This window comes from Rhizobium atlanticum (assembly GCF_030182485.1).
In the GTDB taxonomy this organism is placed as follows: Bacteria; Pseudomonadota; Alphaproteobacteria; order Rhizobiales; family Rhizobiaceae; genus Rhizobium.
This window is the reverse complement of the sequence record NZ_JAQJCJ010000002.1, coordinates 201,363-215,925: the sequence shown is the minus strand read 5'-3', so window position 1 is coordinate 215,925 and position 14,563 is coordinate 201,363. Positions and strand designations below refer to the sequence as shown.

At 61.5% G+C, this 14,563-nt stretch carries 14 protein-coding genes, 1 tRNA gene and 1 pseudogene; 10 read left to right on the top strand and 6 right to left on the bottom strand.

The window, feature by feature from the left end:
• The first annotated feature begins 102 nt into the window (after window positions 1-102).
• Window positions 103-822, top strand: coding sequence for an anti-sigma factor (locus tag PH551_RS03450; protein WP_285192125.1), 720 nt, complete (start codon window positions 103-105; stop codon window positions 820-822).
• Between the two features lie 163 nt (window positions 823-985).
• Here the strand turns inward: PH551_RS03450 and yihA are convergent, their stop codons facing one another.
• The 4 genes from yihA to rpmH form a co-directional block, all read right to left on the bottom strand.
• The gene (gene yihA / locus PH551_RS03445; protein ID WP_183700472.1) at window positions 986-1,639 is read right to left on the bottom strand and encodes a ribosome biogenesis GTP-binding protein YihA/YsxC; all 654 of its coding nucleotides are present in this window, start codon (window positions 1,637-1,639) and stop codon (window positions 986-988) included.
• Between the two features lie 140 nt (window positions 1,640-1,779).
• Window positions 1,780-3,573 carry a membrane protein insertase YidC gene (gene yidC, locus PH551_RS03440; RefSeq protein ID WP_285191867.1) on the bottom strand — a complete coding sequence of 598 codons (1,794 nt, stop codon included), beginning with the start codon at window positions 3,571-3,573 and terminating at the stop codon, window positions 1,780-1,782.
• Window positions 3,573-3,974, bottom strand: coding sequence for a ribonuclease P protein component (gene rnpA / locus PH551_RS03435; RefSeq protein WP_285191866.1), 402 nt, complete (start codon window positions 3,972-3,974; stop codon window positions 3,573-3,575). Before rnpA ends, yidC begins: the two co-directional genes overlap by 1 nt.
• Window positions 3,975-3,995: 21 nt before the next feature.
• A complete protein-coding gene (rpmH, locus tag PH551_RS03430; RefSeq protein ID WP_008524438.1) occupies window positions 3,996-4,130 on the bottom strand; it encodes a 50S ribosomal protein L34 in 135 nt (44 codons plus the stop codon).
• Window positions 4,131-4,547: 417 nt separating this feature from the next.
• Between rpmH and PH551_RS03425 the strand changes: the two genes are divergently transcribed.
• The 3 genes from PH551_RS03425 to PH551_RS03415 all read left to right on the top strand — a co-directional run bounded on the left by PH551_RS03425 (window position 4,548) and on the right by PH551_RS03415 (window position 8,544).
• A complete protein-coding gene (locus PH551_RS03425) occupies window positions 4,548-6,545 on the top strand; it encodes a methyl-accepting chemotaxis protein (RefSeq protein WP_285191864.1) in 1,998 nt (665 codons plus the stop codon).
• Window positions 6,546-6,827: 282 nt separating this feature from the next.
• Window positions 6,828-8,345 carry an ATP-binding protein gene (locus PH551_RS03420; RefSeq protein WP_097599409.1) on the top strand — a complete coding sequence of 506 codons (1,518 nt, stop codon included), beginning with the start codon at window positions 6,828-6,830 and terminating at the stop codon, window positions 8,343-8,345.
• Window positions 8,346-8,467: 122 nt separating this feature from the next.
• A tRNA-Arg gene (locus tag PH551_RS03415) sits at window positions 8,468-8,544 on the top strand.
• 288 nt (window positions 8,545-8,832) lie between these two features.
• Here the strand turns inward: PH551_RS03415 and PH551_RS03410 are convergent.
• A complete protein-coding gene (locus PH551_RS03410; protein ID WP_285191863.1) occupies window positions 8,833-9,078 on the bottom strand; it encodes a DUF982 domain-containing protein in 246 nt (81 codons plus the stop codon).
• 188 nt (window positions 9,079-9,266) lie between these two features.
• Entirely contained in the window at window positions 9,267-9,692 is a 426-nt protein-coding gene (locus PH551_RS03405; protein WP_285191862.1) for a hypothetical protein, read from the bottom strand.
• 261 nt (window positions 9,693-9,953) lie between these two features.
• Here PH551_RS03405 and PH551_RS03400 point away from each other — a divergent pair, with 261 nt between their 5' ends.
• The 6 genes and pseudogenes from PH551_RS03400 (at window position 9,954) to PH551_RS03375 (ending at window position 14,180) form a co-directional block, all read left to right on the top strand.
• Window positions 9,954-10,541 (top strand): hypothetical protein, encoded by a 588-nt coding sequence (locus tag PH551_RS03400; protein WP_085776772.1) that lies wholly within the window; start codon window positions 9,954-9,956, stop codon window positions 10,539-10,541.
• A gap of 202 nt (window positions 10,542-10,743) precedes the next feature.
• Window positions 10,744-11,064, top strand: a complete 321-nt coding sequence (locus PH551_RS03395; RefSeq protein ID WP_285191861.1) for a hypothetical protein — start codon at window positions 10,744-10,746, stop codon at window positions 11,062-11,064.
• Window positions 11,065-11,251: 187 nt separating this feature from the next.
• Window positions 11,252-11,622 (top strand): annotated as a pseudogene (locus PH551_RS03390) (cell surface protein).
• Between the two features lie 154 nt (window positions 11,623-11,776).
• Window positions 11,777-12,076 (top strand): hypothetical protein, encoded by a 300-nt coding sequence (locus PH551_RS03385; protein WP_285191860.1) that lies wholly within the window; start codon window positions 11,777-11,779, stop codon window positions 12,074-12,076.
• Window positions 12,077-12,314: 238 nt separating this feature from the next.
• Window positions 12,315-12,977 (top strand): class I SAM-dependent methyltransferase, encoded by a 663-nt coding sequence (locus PH551_RS03380; RefSeq protein WP_285191859.1) that lies wholly within the window; start codon window positions 12,315-12,317, stop codon window positions 12,975-12,977.
• Window positions 12,978-13,298: 321 nt separating this feature from the next.
• Window positions 13,299-14,180 (top strand): aldo/keto reductase, encoded by an 882-nt coding sequence (locus PH551_RS03375; RefSeq protein ID WP_285191858.1) that lies wholly within the window; start codon window positions 13,299-13,301, stop codon window positions 14,178-14,180.
• The last annotated feature ends 383 nt before the right edge of the window (window positions 14,181-14,563 follow it).

Genomic DNA, 14,563 nt, shown 5'->3' with positions numbered 1-14,563 from the left:
CTGGAGCTATCAGGAACTGGCGGATCACTTCGGCGTTCCGCTGAACACGATGCGGACCTGGCTCAGGCGCAGCCTCTTGAAACTGAGAGAGTGCATGGAACGATGACATCGCCCGACAAAAGCAAGGGAAACCGCTCCCGCGACGAGGTCCTCGCCGGTGAATATGTCTTGGGCGTCCTATCGCAGCAGGATCGCCGGGTGGTGGAAGAGCGCATGCGCCGCGATCGGATATTTGCGGCGATCGTCAGCCGTTGGGAAACCAACCTTTCCGCCTTCAACGACGAATATGACGGCGTCGCGCCGAGCCGGGAAACCTTCAAGCAGATCGAGTCCCGGCTGTTCGGCGAGGCCGGAAAACCCGCATCCTTTTCGCAGGGGCTGTGGAATTCGGCGATCTTCTGGCGCTCATTGGCGTTCGCCTGCATCGTCGTTGCCGTCAGTGCCGTCATCTTCGCCTCCGGCCTTGTGCCGCAGCCGCAGGGGCCGGCACCGCTGGCAGCCGAACTTTCGGGCCAAAACAACGCGATCAATCTCCGCGCCTCCTATGAGATCCAGAGCGGCCGGCTGAAGATCGTGCCTGTCGCCGCCGGCAAGCCGGAGGAGAAATCGCTCGAACTCTGGCTGGTGCCGGGCAGCGGCGCGCCGAAATCGCTCGGCATCTTCCAGCCCGGCGAAAGCGGCGAACTCGTCATTCCCGCCGATCTGCGCAATAATGTCGCCGATGGCGCAACCCTTGCCGTCAGCCTAGAGCCTTTCGGCGGCTCCCCGAGCGGACAGGTGACCGGTCCGGTCATTGCGAGCGGCAAGGTGCACCGGCCATAACGATGCCTCGCGCGATGCGATGGCCAGGACCGTCGCCAAGATAATCAAGGACAAGGAAGGGCAAGGACGAGGGCGTCGTCCACGTCGTCGATAAGGTGCTGTTGCCGACGATGTAAAACTATCCGTATGGCAGAGGCATCGGGGGCTCTGCGCAGCGCCGCTTTTATTTCCAACCTGCAATGCCGACGGTTTCGGCGATCGCCTGGCGCAGGTCATCGAGCCCGTCGCCTTTTTCGGACGAGGTGGACAGCACGTAGGGATAGGCGGCCGGGCGCTTGCGGATCTTTTCCGCCGTGTCGGCCAGAAGCTTCGGCACGGCCGGCGCCTTGATCTTGTCGGTCTTGGTCAGCACCACCTGGTACGAGACGGCCGCCTTGTCGAGCAGGGTCAGAACCTCCTCGTCGTTCTTCTTGATGCCATGGCGGCTGTCGATCAGCACGTAGACGCGCTTCAGCGTCGCGCGGCCGCGCAGGTAATCGAAGACGAGCTTCGTCCACTTGTCGACCTGTTCCTTCGGCGCCTGCGCATAGCCATAACCCGGCATGTCGACGATCGCCGTCGGCGGCAGGTCGCCCGCTTCGCCGGAATATCCGTCCGGTACAAAGTAGTTGAGTTCCTGCGTGCGCCCCGGTGTGTTCGAGGTGCGCGCCAGACCTTTCTGACCGACCAGCGCATTGATGAGGGACGATTTTCCGACGTTCGAACGCCCGGCGAAGGCCACTTCCGGCGGTCCTTCCGGCGGCAGGAAGTTGAGCGACGGGACGCCGCGGATAAAAATCCATGGGTGGCCGAAGAGTGGCTTTTCGTTTTCGGGCATGCGGGCTCGGCAATCTCCGGGTTCAGTCTTCTGTCGGCTTCGTGGTTTTGGCGGCGGATGTCAAGCTTTCAGGCGGCCAGCGTCTTGCTTCACAAGCTGGCCGGAAATGAAAAGCCCCGCCGAAGCGGGGCTTGAAAGCATCATTTCGACGGTGCCGTCTTTCGTCGGAACAGGCCCTTCAGATTGTCGAAGAGTTCGACCTTGACGCCGTGGCGCTTCATGATCACCGACTGCTGGATCACCGAGAGCGTGTTGTTCCAGGCCCAGTAGATGACGAGGCCGGCCGGGAAGCTTGCCAGCATGAACATGAACACCAGCGGCATCCAGTTGAAGATCATCGCCTGCGTCGGATCGGGTGGCGTCGGGTTCATGCGCATCTGCAGGAACATGGTGACGCCCATGATCAGCGGCCAGACGCCGAGATGCAGGAAGGTCGGCGCTTCAAAGGGCAGCAGGCCGAACAGGTTGACGATCGTCGTCGGATCGGGCGCCGAAAGGTCCTTGATCCAGCCGAAGAACGGCGCGTGCCGCATCTCGATGGTGATGTAGATCACCTTGTAGAGCGAGAAGAAGATCGGGATCTGCAGCGCCACCGGCCAGCAGCCGGCGATCGGGTTGATCTTCTCGTCCTTGTAGAGCTGCATCGTCGCCTGCTGCAGCGCCATGCGGTCGTCGCCGAATTTCGCCTTCAGCTCCTCCATCTTCGGCTGCATGCGCTTCATGTTCGCCATGGAGGCGTACTGCTTGCTGGCGAGCGGAAAGAACAGCGCCTTGACGACGATCGTCGTGCAGAGGATCGCCACGCCGAAATTGCCGAAGAAGCGATAGAAGAAGTCCATCAGCTTGAACATCGGCTTGGTGATGAAATAGAACCAGCCCCAGTCGATCAGCCGGTCGAACTTCGGGATCGAATAGGAGGCCTCGTAGCCGTCGATGACGGGCACTTCCTTGGCGCCGGCAAAGACGAGGTTCTTGAGCTCAACCGACTGGCCCGGCGCAACGGTGAAGGCATCGTCCTTATAGTCTGCCTGATAGCGCGGCTGACCGTCGGAAAAATACGAGAAGTGTGCCTCATAGGCTGACGTCTGCGGCGGTACGATCGTCGCCGCCCAGTATTTGTCGGTAATGCCGAGCCAGCCGCCGGTGGATTTCGCCGGGGCCACGGCTTCCTTCTCCACCGCGCTATATTTGCTTTCGATCAGGCCGTCGTCGCCGATGACGCCGATAAACCCTTCGTGCAGCACGTAGACGGAGGGGGTCGTCGGCTTGTTGTAACGCGTCACGCGTCCGTAGGAGGAAAGCGAGGCAGGAGCCTGGCTCGAATTCTGAACCTTGTCGGCGACGGTGAACATGTAGCGGTCGTCGACGGAAATCGTGCGAGTGAAGGTCAGGCCCTTGTCATTGGTATAGGAGAGCGTCACCGGTGTCTTCTCGGTGAGCTTGGCGCCCTCCGGCGCCGTCCACAGCGTCGAGGGACCGGGGACCGCACCCGTTGCGTCGCTGCCGATATAGCCGAGCTCAGTGAAGTAACCATCCTTGGTTTCGGCCGGGCTGAACAGCGTGATGGTCGGGCTCGAGTCGTCGACGGTCTCGTGATAGCCCTTGAGCTTCAGATCGTCGAGCCGGGCGCCGGCAAGGTTGATCGAGCCGGAAAGGGCAGGGGTGTCGATGGCGATGCGCGGGGTCTTTTCGAGCGCCTGCTCGCGCGTCGCCGTCGCGGCCGCCTGGCCGGACGGAGCCGCGCCGGTCGTCTGCGCCGGTGCGCCGCCGGCAGCAGCAGGCTGCTGCGTCTGCTCGGTCTGCTGCTGCGCCTTCTGCGCTTCCTGCGCCTTGCGCTGGGCCTCGATGCGGGGATTCATATAGAGAAACTGCCAGCCGAGGACGATCAGCACCGAGAGAGCGATCGCAATGAAATAATTGCGGTTGTTTTCCATCATAGGTTCCTGGGGCGTCCGTCTCCGGGGCGCCGGTGTTTCGGCCTGGTTTCCACGCGGGATTTCAATTCCGCGGCCAATTCCTGGAAGGACGCGTTGAGCACGTCCCTGCGCGCGACAACCACATAGTCGTGTCCGGGCTTCATTGCAAACCCCGCATGAAGCCGCACCGCCTCTTTCAGGCGGCGGCGCATGCGGTTTCGCTCTACGGCATTGCCATGTTTTTTGGTGACTGTAAAACCGACACGCGCCTGGCTGTCGGGTTCCTTCCGGTCGAGCACTTCGAGAAGGAAGAGTCCTCCCCGGCGTTTTTCGCCCTCGCGCACGGCAAGAAACTGCGGGCGGCTCTTCAGCCGCCCGACAGCGTGTTTCTTCTCACTGGTCGTCAATTCGCCCGCCATCTCTTATCGGGCAACCCGGCCTTAGGCCGAGAGACGCTTGCGGCCCTGCGCGCGGCGGGCAGCGATGACCTTGCGGCCACCCTTCGTGGACATGCGCGCACGGAAGCCGTGGCGACGCTTGCGAACAAGCTTGGATGGTTGGTAAGTACGCTTCATTTATTTAAACACCGCGGAGTGCGGCCCTTCTTGAATTTGCATGATGCAAGGAGCGTTGTTTTTCGAACGGGCGAGCCATGAAGGCCTAGGTGACCGGACGTGCGGCGGCTTATACGGATGAAGCCTGCCAAAGTCAATTATAACAGATCATTTCACCGCTAATGCTGGCCTGCGCGTGGTTTTCGCATGTAAGTGTTAATAAGTTTTCTCTGCTCCAGAAGGTTGTGCTTGATCGCCGCCGCGACGGAAAGTTATGCTTTTCAGCGACTTGCGCCCGGGGCGGACGCCGGCATGGCTAATATTCAGGGGCCATAATCGTAAACATTAGAAATGTAACTTTAAGGAATTTCGCGGATATTCGCACCATCAGCCGGGAACTGGCTTTCCAGGCAGTGATGGGAGCTAGGAGGCATTGCATTGAAGATCCGCGGCAAGATTAATCTGCTGGTTTGCGTAATGGGCGCCGTCGCCCTTCTGATCGGCGCAACGGCATTGTCCGCCATGCGCGAATACAGCCGCAACCTCACTGCTTACGAGCAGGCCGCCGCCCGCGCCTATGCCGGCGAGCGCCTCAACCGTTTCGTCACCGCTGTCGTCATGGAGTCGCGCGGCATCTATGCGGCGAAGACGATCAAGGATACGCCGAACTTCGCCAAGGGCATCACGGCCGCTCTCGATGAGATCGACAAGGTCATCGCCGGCTGGGCGCCGCTCGTTCCCGAAGGCGAGAAGGCCAACTTCGCCAAGCTCGTCTCTCGCGCCGCCGAATTCCGCACCTTCCGCACGGAAACGGCCCGCCTCGGCACCGAAGTCGGGCCCGAGGCCGCCAGCCAGCAGGGCAACAACGAGGCCAATCGCGCCAATCGCAAGGCCTTCCAGGCTGAAATCGACGCGGTCGTCGCTACCGACAAGGCAGCTCTCGACGCCGTCAACGCCGATATCGAAAGTTTCCGCTCCTGGGTCCTGATGCTCGTGCTCAGCATTACCGGCATCGGCATCGCGGTCGGCATCGGCATGGGCTTTTATATCGGCACCAGCCATCTGAGCCGCCCGATCAAGCGTGTCACCCACGCGATCAAGGAGGTCGCCAACGGCAACTTCGACGCCGAGGTTCCCTTTGCCGGCCGCAAGGACGAAATCGGCGAGATGGCCGCCGCTGTCGCGGTCTTCAAGGAGAACGGCCTTGCCGTCAAGCGCCTGAACGCTCAGGAGGCGGCGATGCGCGCCAAGAGCGACGATCTGCAGTCGAGCATGTCGGTCGTCGTGGCCGCGGCTGCGGCCGGCGATTTCAGCCATCGCATCGACAAGGACTATCAGGACGAGAACCTCAACCGGTTCGCCGGCAATATCAACACGCTGCTGTCGAGCGTCGATGCCGGGATCGGCGAGACCCGCCGCGTCATCGCAAGCCTTGCCGAAGGCGATCTGACCCAGACGATGAACGGCAATTTCCAGGGAGCATTCGCCGAGCTGCAGCAGAACGTCAACAACAGCTTCGTAACGCTGCAGGCGACGATGCGCGAAGTGCGCGAGACGACCGAAGCGATGAACGGCAACACATCCGAGCTGCGCAATGCCAGCGACGACCTGTCGAAGCGCACTGAGCAGCAGGCGGCGGCCCTCGAACAGACCTCCGCGGCGCTCGACGAGATCACAGCCGTCGTCCAGAACTCCACCGAGCGGGCGCATGAAGCGACCGTCATGGTCTCAGAAGCCAAAGAAAATGCCGGCCGCTCCGGCGTCGTCGTCCGCAACGCCGTCGAGGCCATGGGCCGCATCGAGCAGGCCTCGCGCGAAATCAGCCAGATTATCAACGTTATCGATGAGATCGCCTTCCAGACCAACCTCCTGGCGCTGAACGCCGGGGTCGAGGCCGCCCGCGCCGGCGAGGCCGGCAAGGGCTTCGCGGTGGTCGCGCAGGAAGTGCGTGAACTCGCCCAGCGTTCGGCGACCGCTGCCAAGGACATCAAGGCACTGATCACCAAATCGGGTGATGAGGTGCAGGTCGGCGTCAAACTCGTCCAGGCGACCGGTGAGGCACTGTCGGAAATCGGCGCCCGCGTCATCGCCATCAACGACCATATCCATTCGATCGCCACGGCCGCGGTCGAACAGTCGACCGGTCTCAAGGAGGTCAATACCGCCGTCAACCAGATGGATCAGGTGACCCAGCAGAATGCTGCAATGGTGGAAGAAACCTCTGCCGCCACGCACCGGCTTTCAGCCGAAGCCAACGGGCTGGTGCACCTCATTGCCCGCTTCAAGCTTTCGGATGCGGTGGCGCCCGTGGCGCTTGTGCGCAACGAGCCGCACAGGCAGCCGGTCGCCTCACCCGCCCGCCGCGCGATCGCCAAAGTCGCCCGCGCCTTCGGCGGCAGTGCGGCTGCAGCCGAGCAGAGCTGGGAAGAGTTCTGAGACTTTTCCAACAGGTGCGACGTTGAGATGGAGGAGGCCGGCGCGGCATGTCCCTTCGCCCCGTTTACGGGGAGAAGGTGCCGGCAGGCGGATGAGGGGCCGCCCGTCGCACCAACCAGAGAGCAATTGCACCAACATAACGAATCACGACGCCGCCTCCGGCAGCATTTCTTTGTGGCGACGTGACGCTGCTCGCAAAGATTTGAAAGCGGAACCTATTGGTCTAATATAAAGCTCCAACGGTAAGGGTGGCCAAAGCGCTGCCGATCGGGCGAGACAAGAATGCCGGTGCGAAACCAGGGCGACAATCCTTCGGCAGAACCCCCAGCAGCCACCGAGGCTGCCAAGGGGCGGTGCCCGTCCGGCTTCTTCGGCGGGCTTTCGGGCAAGCTGCTCTGGCTCACCGTCGTCTTCATCATGCTCGCCGAGATCCTGATCTTCTTCCCTTCGGTCGCCAGCATGCGGATGCGCTGGCTGCAGGACAGGCTGAACACGGCCGCCGCCGCCGCCATCGTCATCGATGGGCTGCAGCCGATCGAGCTGCCGCGCGCTCTGCAGAAGGAAACGCTGGAGGCGACCGGCACCAAGGCGATCGTACTGCGCAAGGAAGGCACTTCGCGGCTGCTGGCAACGACTGACATGCCGACCTCCGTCGACGAATCCTACGACCTCACCGACGTGCCGCCGCTGACGGCGATCCGCGACGCGCTCGACACCCTGGTTTTCGGCGGCAGCAGGATGATCCGCGTCTATGGCCCGGTTGGTGAAAACAAGATCGGCGTCGAGGTTGTCATGAAGGATCGGCCGCTGCGCACGGCGATGTTCGCCTATTCTCGCAACGTGCTGCTGCTGTCGGTGCTGATCTCGCTTTTCACCGCGACGCTGATCTTCTTTGCGATCAACCGCATTCTGATCGGCCCGATTCGCCGGCTGACCGGCAGCATGCAGCAATTCTCCTCCGATCCCGAGAATCCGGCCCATATCTATATCGGCGACGGCGGCCGGGACGAGCTGGCGGTGGCCGGCCGCAATCTCACCTCGATGCAGATGGAGCTGCAGAAGACGCTGAAGCAGCAGAAGAACCTTGCCGCTCTTGGCCTCGCCGTTTCAAAGATCAATCACGATATGCGCAATATTCTGGCTTCCGCGCAGCTGATGTCGGACCGGCTCGTCGATGTCGATGATCCGATGGTCAAGAGCTTCGCGCCCAAGCTGCTGCGCACCATCGACCGCGCGGTCGGTTATACGACGGAGGTGCTGTCCTACGGCAAGGCGAGCGAATCGGCGCCGCGCCGCCGCCATGTTCGGCTGCTGGGACTGACACAGGACGTCAAGGATATGCTGGCGATCGATCCGCAAAGCGGCATCGAGTTTGTCGAACAGTTCGCTGCCGATCTCGAGGTCGATGCCGACGGCGAGCAACTGTTCCGGGTCATTCACAATCTCTGCCGCAACGCCCTGCAGGCGCTGACTTCGCCGGGCGAGGGCGGCCCCGGCGCCATCAGGCGCATCACCGTTTCCGCCCAGCGTGTCGGCAGCGTCGTCAGCATCACGGTGGACGATACCGGCCCCGGCATGCCGCTGAAGGCGCGCCAGAACCTGTTTGCCGCTTTTCGCGGCTCGGCCCGTTCCGGCGGCACCGGCCTCGGCCTGACCATCGCCCGCGAATTGGTGCTCGCCCATGGCGGCACGATCGCGCTGGTGGAAAAGCCGACGGTCGGCACCCAGTTCCGCATCGAGATCCCCGATCGCCCGGTTTCACTGGATGATTACCGCAATCGGACCCAGGGTGAGAAGTGACGGCATTTCGCCGGAGCGTGGCCGTTGCAGACAAAGAGCGATTTTTTCAGAAATGCTCTTGCAATGTCCGAAAGGACCCTTTAGAGGATCGCCCACGCAAGCGGCGCCGCCGCTTCTGCCACGCACCCGTAGCTCAGCTGGATAGAGCACCAGACTACGAATCTGGGGGTCAGGAGTTCGAATCTCTTCGGGTGCGCCATTCTTTCACTTCATTTGATACCTCCTGTTTTGGAAAATCGGTTCCGAATATCAAAGGCCCGCCTCAGGCAGGCCTAAATCATTTCCAGCCTATCGCACCCGCGAGCTTTTCACGACTCGGCCAAGCCGAGGAATTGCTCTGCTGGCCTGATCCCGTCGCAGTTCATCGGCGCGCTGCAGCTAATGGATATTGACCATCTGTCGCGCGGGCGCTTCGGCGGCTTTTACGGGAATGCGCCGACGCGGCGGGAAGGGTTGGCCGCGGGATACTAGACCGGGGCGCGTCGCCTCATTCCTTGATAGGGATCCCGGCTTCGATCGCAGCTTCGATGAACGCCTGCCGCGCCTCTTCCCGGTTCCGTTTCCCAGATATGACATCGGCGCAAACCGCACACGCTCTGTCGAGCGCAGGGCCCTCTTCTGTCGGCCAGTCTTCGATCAGCGCCCATGTGGCGGCTTGGGTCGTCTGGATGACCACCCACTGATCCGGGCCTTCAAGGGCCAGCGTCACCGGCTTCTTCCATAGGGTTTGCATAATGCAGGATCTCCGCTGCGTCTTCTCAGCCACCTGCTCGCCTAAGGCAATTGTTCCGGCGTGTCGAGATGCCATCTGAAGGAGACGTTTTCTGGAGCAGTGAGCTACTGAAACGCCGGCATATTTATTTCCGGCCGCCGCTTCTCGTCGGCCGCTGCCGTCTTTGCCGCAAGGCAGCAAGGCAAAAGCTATTGAGCGTTCGGATGCTCTCTCTCATAGGCTTCCCTTTCTTCCTTCCCGAACACGGCGGAGTAAAAGCCGCTGCAAACCAGATATGAGCACTCATCCGGGTTGCCCGTTTGCCATCCGGGCTGGCAGAGGACGACGCGATGGAATTTGGCATTGCAAAGCCCGTGGTTTGCCAGAAGCCGCGGATCGTTTCCGAAATACGCGCTTATGGCTTTCTCGCGAGTCCATACAGGAACGACTTTCCAATCAGCGGCGCCGCCTTCAGCGCTCACATTGCCGGTCGCACAGAACGACCAATTCGATATCGTGATTGGTTGATCGCAGGGAAAAGCCTGGACGGCGCTTCCCAGCGAGAGCGAAATCAATGCCAGCAATCGCTTGCTATAACCCACCATGCTCTTTTCCCCCATGCAGATCATTCGCATCCTGTCCTCCACGCCCAGTAATTGCCTGTCACCGTGACGGGGATCAGGTCTAATCCAAATCCTAAGATTATTTTCCTAGTTCTCGAAACGTTCTTACGCTAGATTGCACTCCGTTGCAACCATGGAATGTTGAATGCCAAAGAATTTTGTAGCGATTGGCGCTGTGGGCGCTTGGCCCAGTGTTTCCCTCTGCATGCGGGAAAAAACGAGTTCTTCTGTTCGTCGCCTGAAGGACGTGCTCGGAGCTGAGGCGAGGGGCTGATGGCGGAATTCAACTCTCGTGACAAGAGCCGCACCAGTTCCGGCAAGACGCGAGCGCTGGTGCGCAAGCACACCGCGCCGCCGAGCGCCAGCGATGACGGCAGCCTGCGGTGGCAATGGTTGACGATCCAGCTCCTGGAATCGGCGGCCTTTACCACCTTGAGTGCGAATGCCTGCCGCGCCTTCTTCCGCATCGTCATCGAGCACGTCTCGCATGCCGGGTTGCAAAATGGCAGGCTTGTCGTGACGCATCCCCAGTTCGTCTCCTACGGCGTCACCGGTGAATATGTGGCCGATGCGCTCGACGAGCTGGAATATAAGGGGCTGGTTAAGGTCCGCCGCGGTCGGGCGGGAAGCGGGGTCGCGCATCCCAACCTGTTCACGCTCACCTTTGTCGGCGACCATGAGGGTGCGCCGCCGACCGACGAGTGGAAGCGGTGCACGGCGGAACGAGGTCGGAAATGGTCCGAGACCGACCGCAAGATCGCTGCCGAAAAACGCGGTCGCCTCGGCCGGAAGAAAAAAACCTCGCTTCGGGATCCCGAAATCCGCCCGCTTCGGGATTCCGAAATTCGCCGCGCTTCGTGAGCTTTTCGGCTGAGTGGAAACGCAATGATTTCAATGCCGCAGCCTATTTCGGGATTCCGAAGTGCTATATAGATTTTGGTGGGGTTCCCGGCATGGTGTGTGATGACCGTCCTCGGTCGGAAGCGGCATTGGTTTTCCCGCATGCCTAGCTTCGCGCAACCTTCCTGATGTATCCGCAGGCCTGATGATCTCGGAGGAACGCATGACGGTGGGAATTTTTCGGGCTCTGGCGGTTCTCGCGACGATGGCCGCCCTTGCCGGCTGCGTCGACCAAGCGAACGCGCCGGTGCTTTTGCCCATCGGCGTGCCGGTCAATCCGCCTGCCGTCGCCCAAGGCATCTGCGTGACCGACGGCAATGCGATGTATGACGAGGCGAAGAAGCAGTATCATCTGCGCGCCCAACTGACCGGCTATGCCGAGGCCGATGCGCTGGAAGAGGAAACGACGGCGCGCGCCGCTGCCCATCGCCAATATGTCGCCTGCCTGTCCGCCCAGGGTTACAGGGCTTTGTACGCGAATTGAGAACAGAGAATTCGCATTCTTAGCCAACGCCCCTCGCGCCATTCTTGCTGTCGCGACTTTCACGTTTTCTCGCGAAAAACTCACGCGGGATCGCCTGCAATCACGAGTTTTGGAAACTGCGTGCGCGCGGAACTGCGCACTTCGGACAGGCATTTTCCCGGGATAAATCCACGAAGGAGGGTTTATCATGAAGATGTGCAATCTTGTCCGTTCCGCCGTCGCGCTCAGCGTGCCTCTCGTCCTCGCGCCGATCGGCCAAGCTGAAGCCGCTCCCGTTCAAACGGTGCGGCCGCCCGATATTTCTACGTAAAAAGCGTGCAGTATAAGCCGCATCCTGGTCTTTGGCATGGCTATCGCGGCTTCCGAACGGAGCGCCCCGGCACCCGCCGTCACTCCGATGGCTACTGGTATCCGCTTGCCGCTTTCGGTGTCGAGGCCGGCGCCACCGGCTCCATCATCCGCCAGCCGGTGAACAGACTAGCGGCTCCGACGATGTGCAACCCTACGTTTTCAGGATCGATCGGTCCCGGCAGCATGCCTTGCGATAACGGCTATTGAGCCGGCAAATGAAAAGGGGCAGCGCGAGCCGCCTTTTTCCTGTTTCGGGCGCCGCTTACATGTTCGTGACCTCTATTGCGTTGCGGTAGATTGTGACAGATCCGCTTCCTACCTCCTCGGCGCAAATTCAGCTGATCCTCCCAATGAGATGACAATGATCACGACGTTCAAGAGCGGCCTGGCGGCCGCAGCCCTCGGTGCGATGCTCGGCCTTTCCTGCGTGGCGGCGCAAGCGGCTCCTCTCCAGTCGAGCGCGACGCAGCAGGGCTCGGCCAAGCAGCAGGTTGTCCAGGATGAGACCCGCGTGCAGCACGACAGGAGCACGACCGGTTCGATTGGTGAAGGCAGCCCGAAGGGCATGGCCTCGCCCTACATGATGAACCCGAAGAAGCCGCTGAACATGGATTGCAAGCTCGGCTTCAACCCGACGAGCAGCTCCGGCTGCAACTATTAACCGGGCGCTTTGGGCGGTGGCGACCAGGCCGCCGCGGTGAGGGGCGGCTTCCCGGCCGCCCTTTTTCGCCGCAGATGACGGCGCTCGCTATGTCAGAGCCGCCATAGATGCAAAAATGCCGGACGCCGGTGGGAAATGCCGGCTCACAAGGGAGATTGACGTCTCTGCCTTGGAATTGCCATGCTGGCCGCGATGGTCGCATTCATAATCAATTGAATTTCAGACAGGTGGGACAGTCATGACCGCAAAGGCTGCATGCTCGGATTTCCTGCATTTTTTCCGCTCCTGGATCAGCAATCCGCTTCGGGTGGCCGCCATCGCGCCGTCGGGCGATTCACTTGCCAGGATCATGACCAGCGAAATTGCCGAGCTCGATGGGCCGATCATCGAGCTCGGCCCGGGCACGGGCGTCTTCACCCGGGCGTTGCTTGCCCGCGGCATCAGCGAGGCGGATCTGACGCTGATTGAATACGGCCCGGAATTCATCGATGCGCTGCAGGCGCGGTTCCCGGCGGCGCGCATATTGCAGATGGACGCGGCCCACCTCGCCCAGGCCGATATTTTCGAGGGCGAACCGGTCGGAGCCGTCATCAGCGGCCTGCCGCTTCTGTCGATGTCGCCGCGCAAGATCGCCTCGATTCTTGCCGGCGTCTTCACCTATATGCGCCCGGGCGGGGCGGTCTATCAATTTACCTATGGTCCGCGCTGCCCGGTGCCGCGGCCGATCCTCGATCGCCTCGGCCTGAAAGCGGTGCGCATCGGCGGCACGGTTCGCAACCTGCCGCCGGCCTCCGTCTACCGGATCTCACGCCGCAAGCCGCTGGAACTCTCGCGCGAGCGCCTGAGATACCGTGAGGCGGACATCGAAGTCGCCGCCTTTTCCGGCGAATCGGCCGGCTGAACCGGGCAACGGCTGAGCGGAAGCGACAGCCTTCAGCGCGAGGTATACCCGATGCACCGCTGTGGGCGGTCGAATGACGATGTTTTCGGCCCCTCCCTGTCATCCCCGCGGGCTCGTCCTATATGTGCAAGCGTCGCAGCGGCCACATGTCCGATATCGCCGCGGCGGCCGGGTCATCACCATGCCGGGCATCACCAGACACGGCAGACATTCAGAACCGGAGCCATCCTCGCCAGCCCGGCATCCCAGCGCTGGCGAAGCGAAGGGCTTCGGCCATTTCATCGACATTCAATGATTTTATTGACCAAGAGAGGAAAGATCATGTCCAGTCACAACGCAGCCAAGTCAGGCACCTTCAGGATCGGCGGCGAGATCGAGGTCAATCGTCTCGGTTTCGGCGCCATGCGCGTTACCGGCAAGGGAATCTGGGGTGAGCCCGACGACCATGCCGAGTCCATCCGGACGCTGAAGCGCCTGCCGGAGCTTGGGGTCAATTTCATCGATACGGCTGATTCCTACGGCCCCGATGTCTCCGAATGGCTGATCAAGGAGGCGCTGCATCCCTATGGCGCCGGATCCGTCATCGCCACCAAGGGCGGCCTGACCCGCCACGGTCCCGACATCTGGCTGCCGGTCGGCCGTCCGGAATATCTGATCCAGCAGGCGCATAAGAGCCTGCGCAATCTCGGCGTCGAGCAGATCGATCTGTGGCAGCTTCACCGCATCGATCCGAAGGTGTCGGCCAAGGAGCAGTTCGACGCGATCAAATCGCTGCTCGATGCCGGCCTCATCCGCCATGCGGGTCTGAGCGAAGTCTCCGTCGCCGAGATCGAGGCGGCCTCGAAGCACTTCAAGGTCGCCACCGTCCAGAACCGCTACAACCTGGTCGATCGCACCAGCGAAGACGTGCTCAATTATTGCGCCAAGCACAATATCGGCTTCATCCCGTGGTATCCGCTCGCCGCCGGCGACCTCGCCCAATCAGGCTCGCTGCTCGATACGATCGCCAGGAAGCACAATGCCGCCCCCAGCCAAATCGCGCTCGCCTGGGTGCTGAAGCGCAGCCCGGTGATGCTGCCGATCCCCGGCACGTCAAAGGTCAAACACCTGGAAGAAAACGTCGCGGCGGTGGAGATCACGCTGTCGGATGAGGAGTTCACGGCGCTCGACGCCGAAGGCAGGAAGGTCTTCAAGGCCGCTTGAGGGGCGGGAACGGTGCCGCATGTCCCTTCTCCCCTCGGGGAGAAGGGGAAACCGAGACGTCGCCGCGAGTCTCTTCTCCCCAGCAGGGAGCGGGCCGGCAGGCGGATGAGGGGCTACCGCCGCTGCCACATCTTTCAGCAAATTTTGACCAGCCGGTCAAACATGCTGCAAAATGAGGCGTCGACCTGTCATTTTCTGGGCAAGCATTGCACTTAATGCATTGCTGCATTGCGGTAATTTCGCTATCCCCGATCAAATGAATGGGGTATCACTATCTTCGTAAGCAGCGCACTCCTCCTCCCAAGCGCTCTTACATCGGACCGACAGCACTCCTCCTCCCAGTTGTCGGTCAGGATCAAGAGCCTGGCGCACCTCCTCCCGCG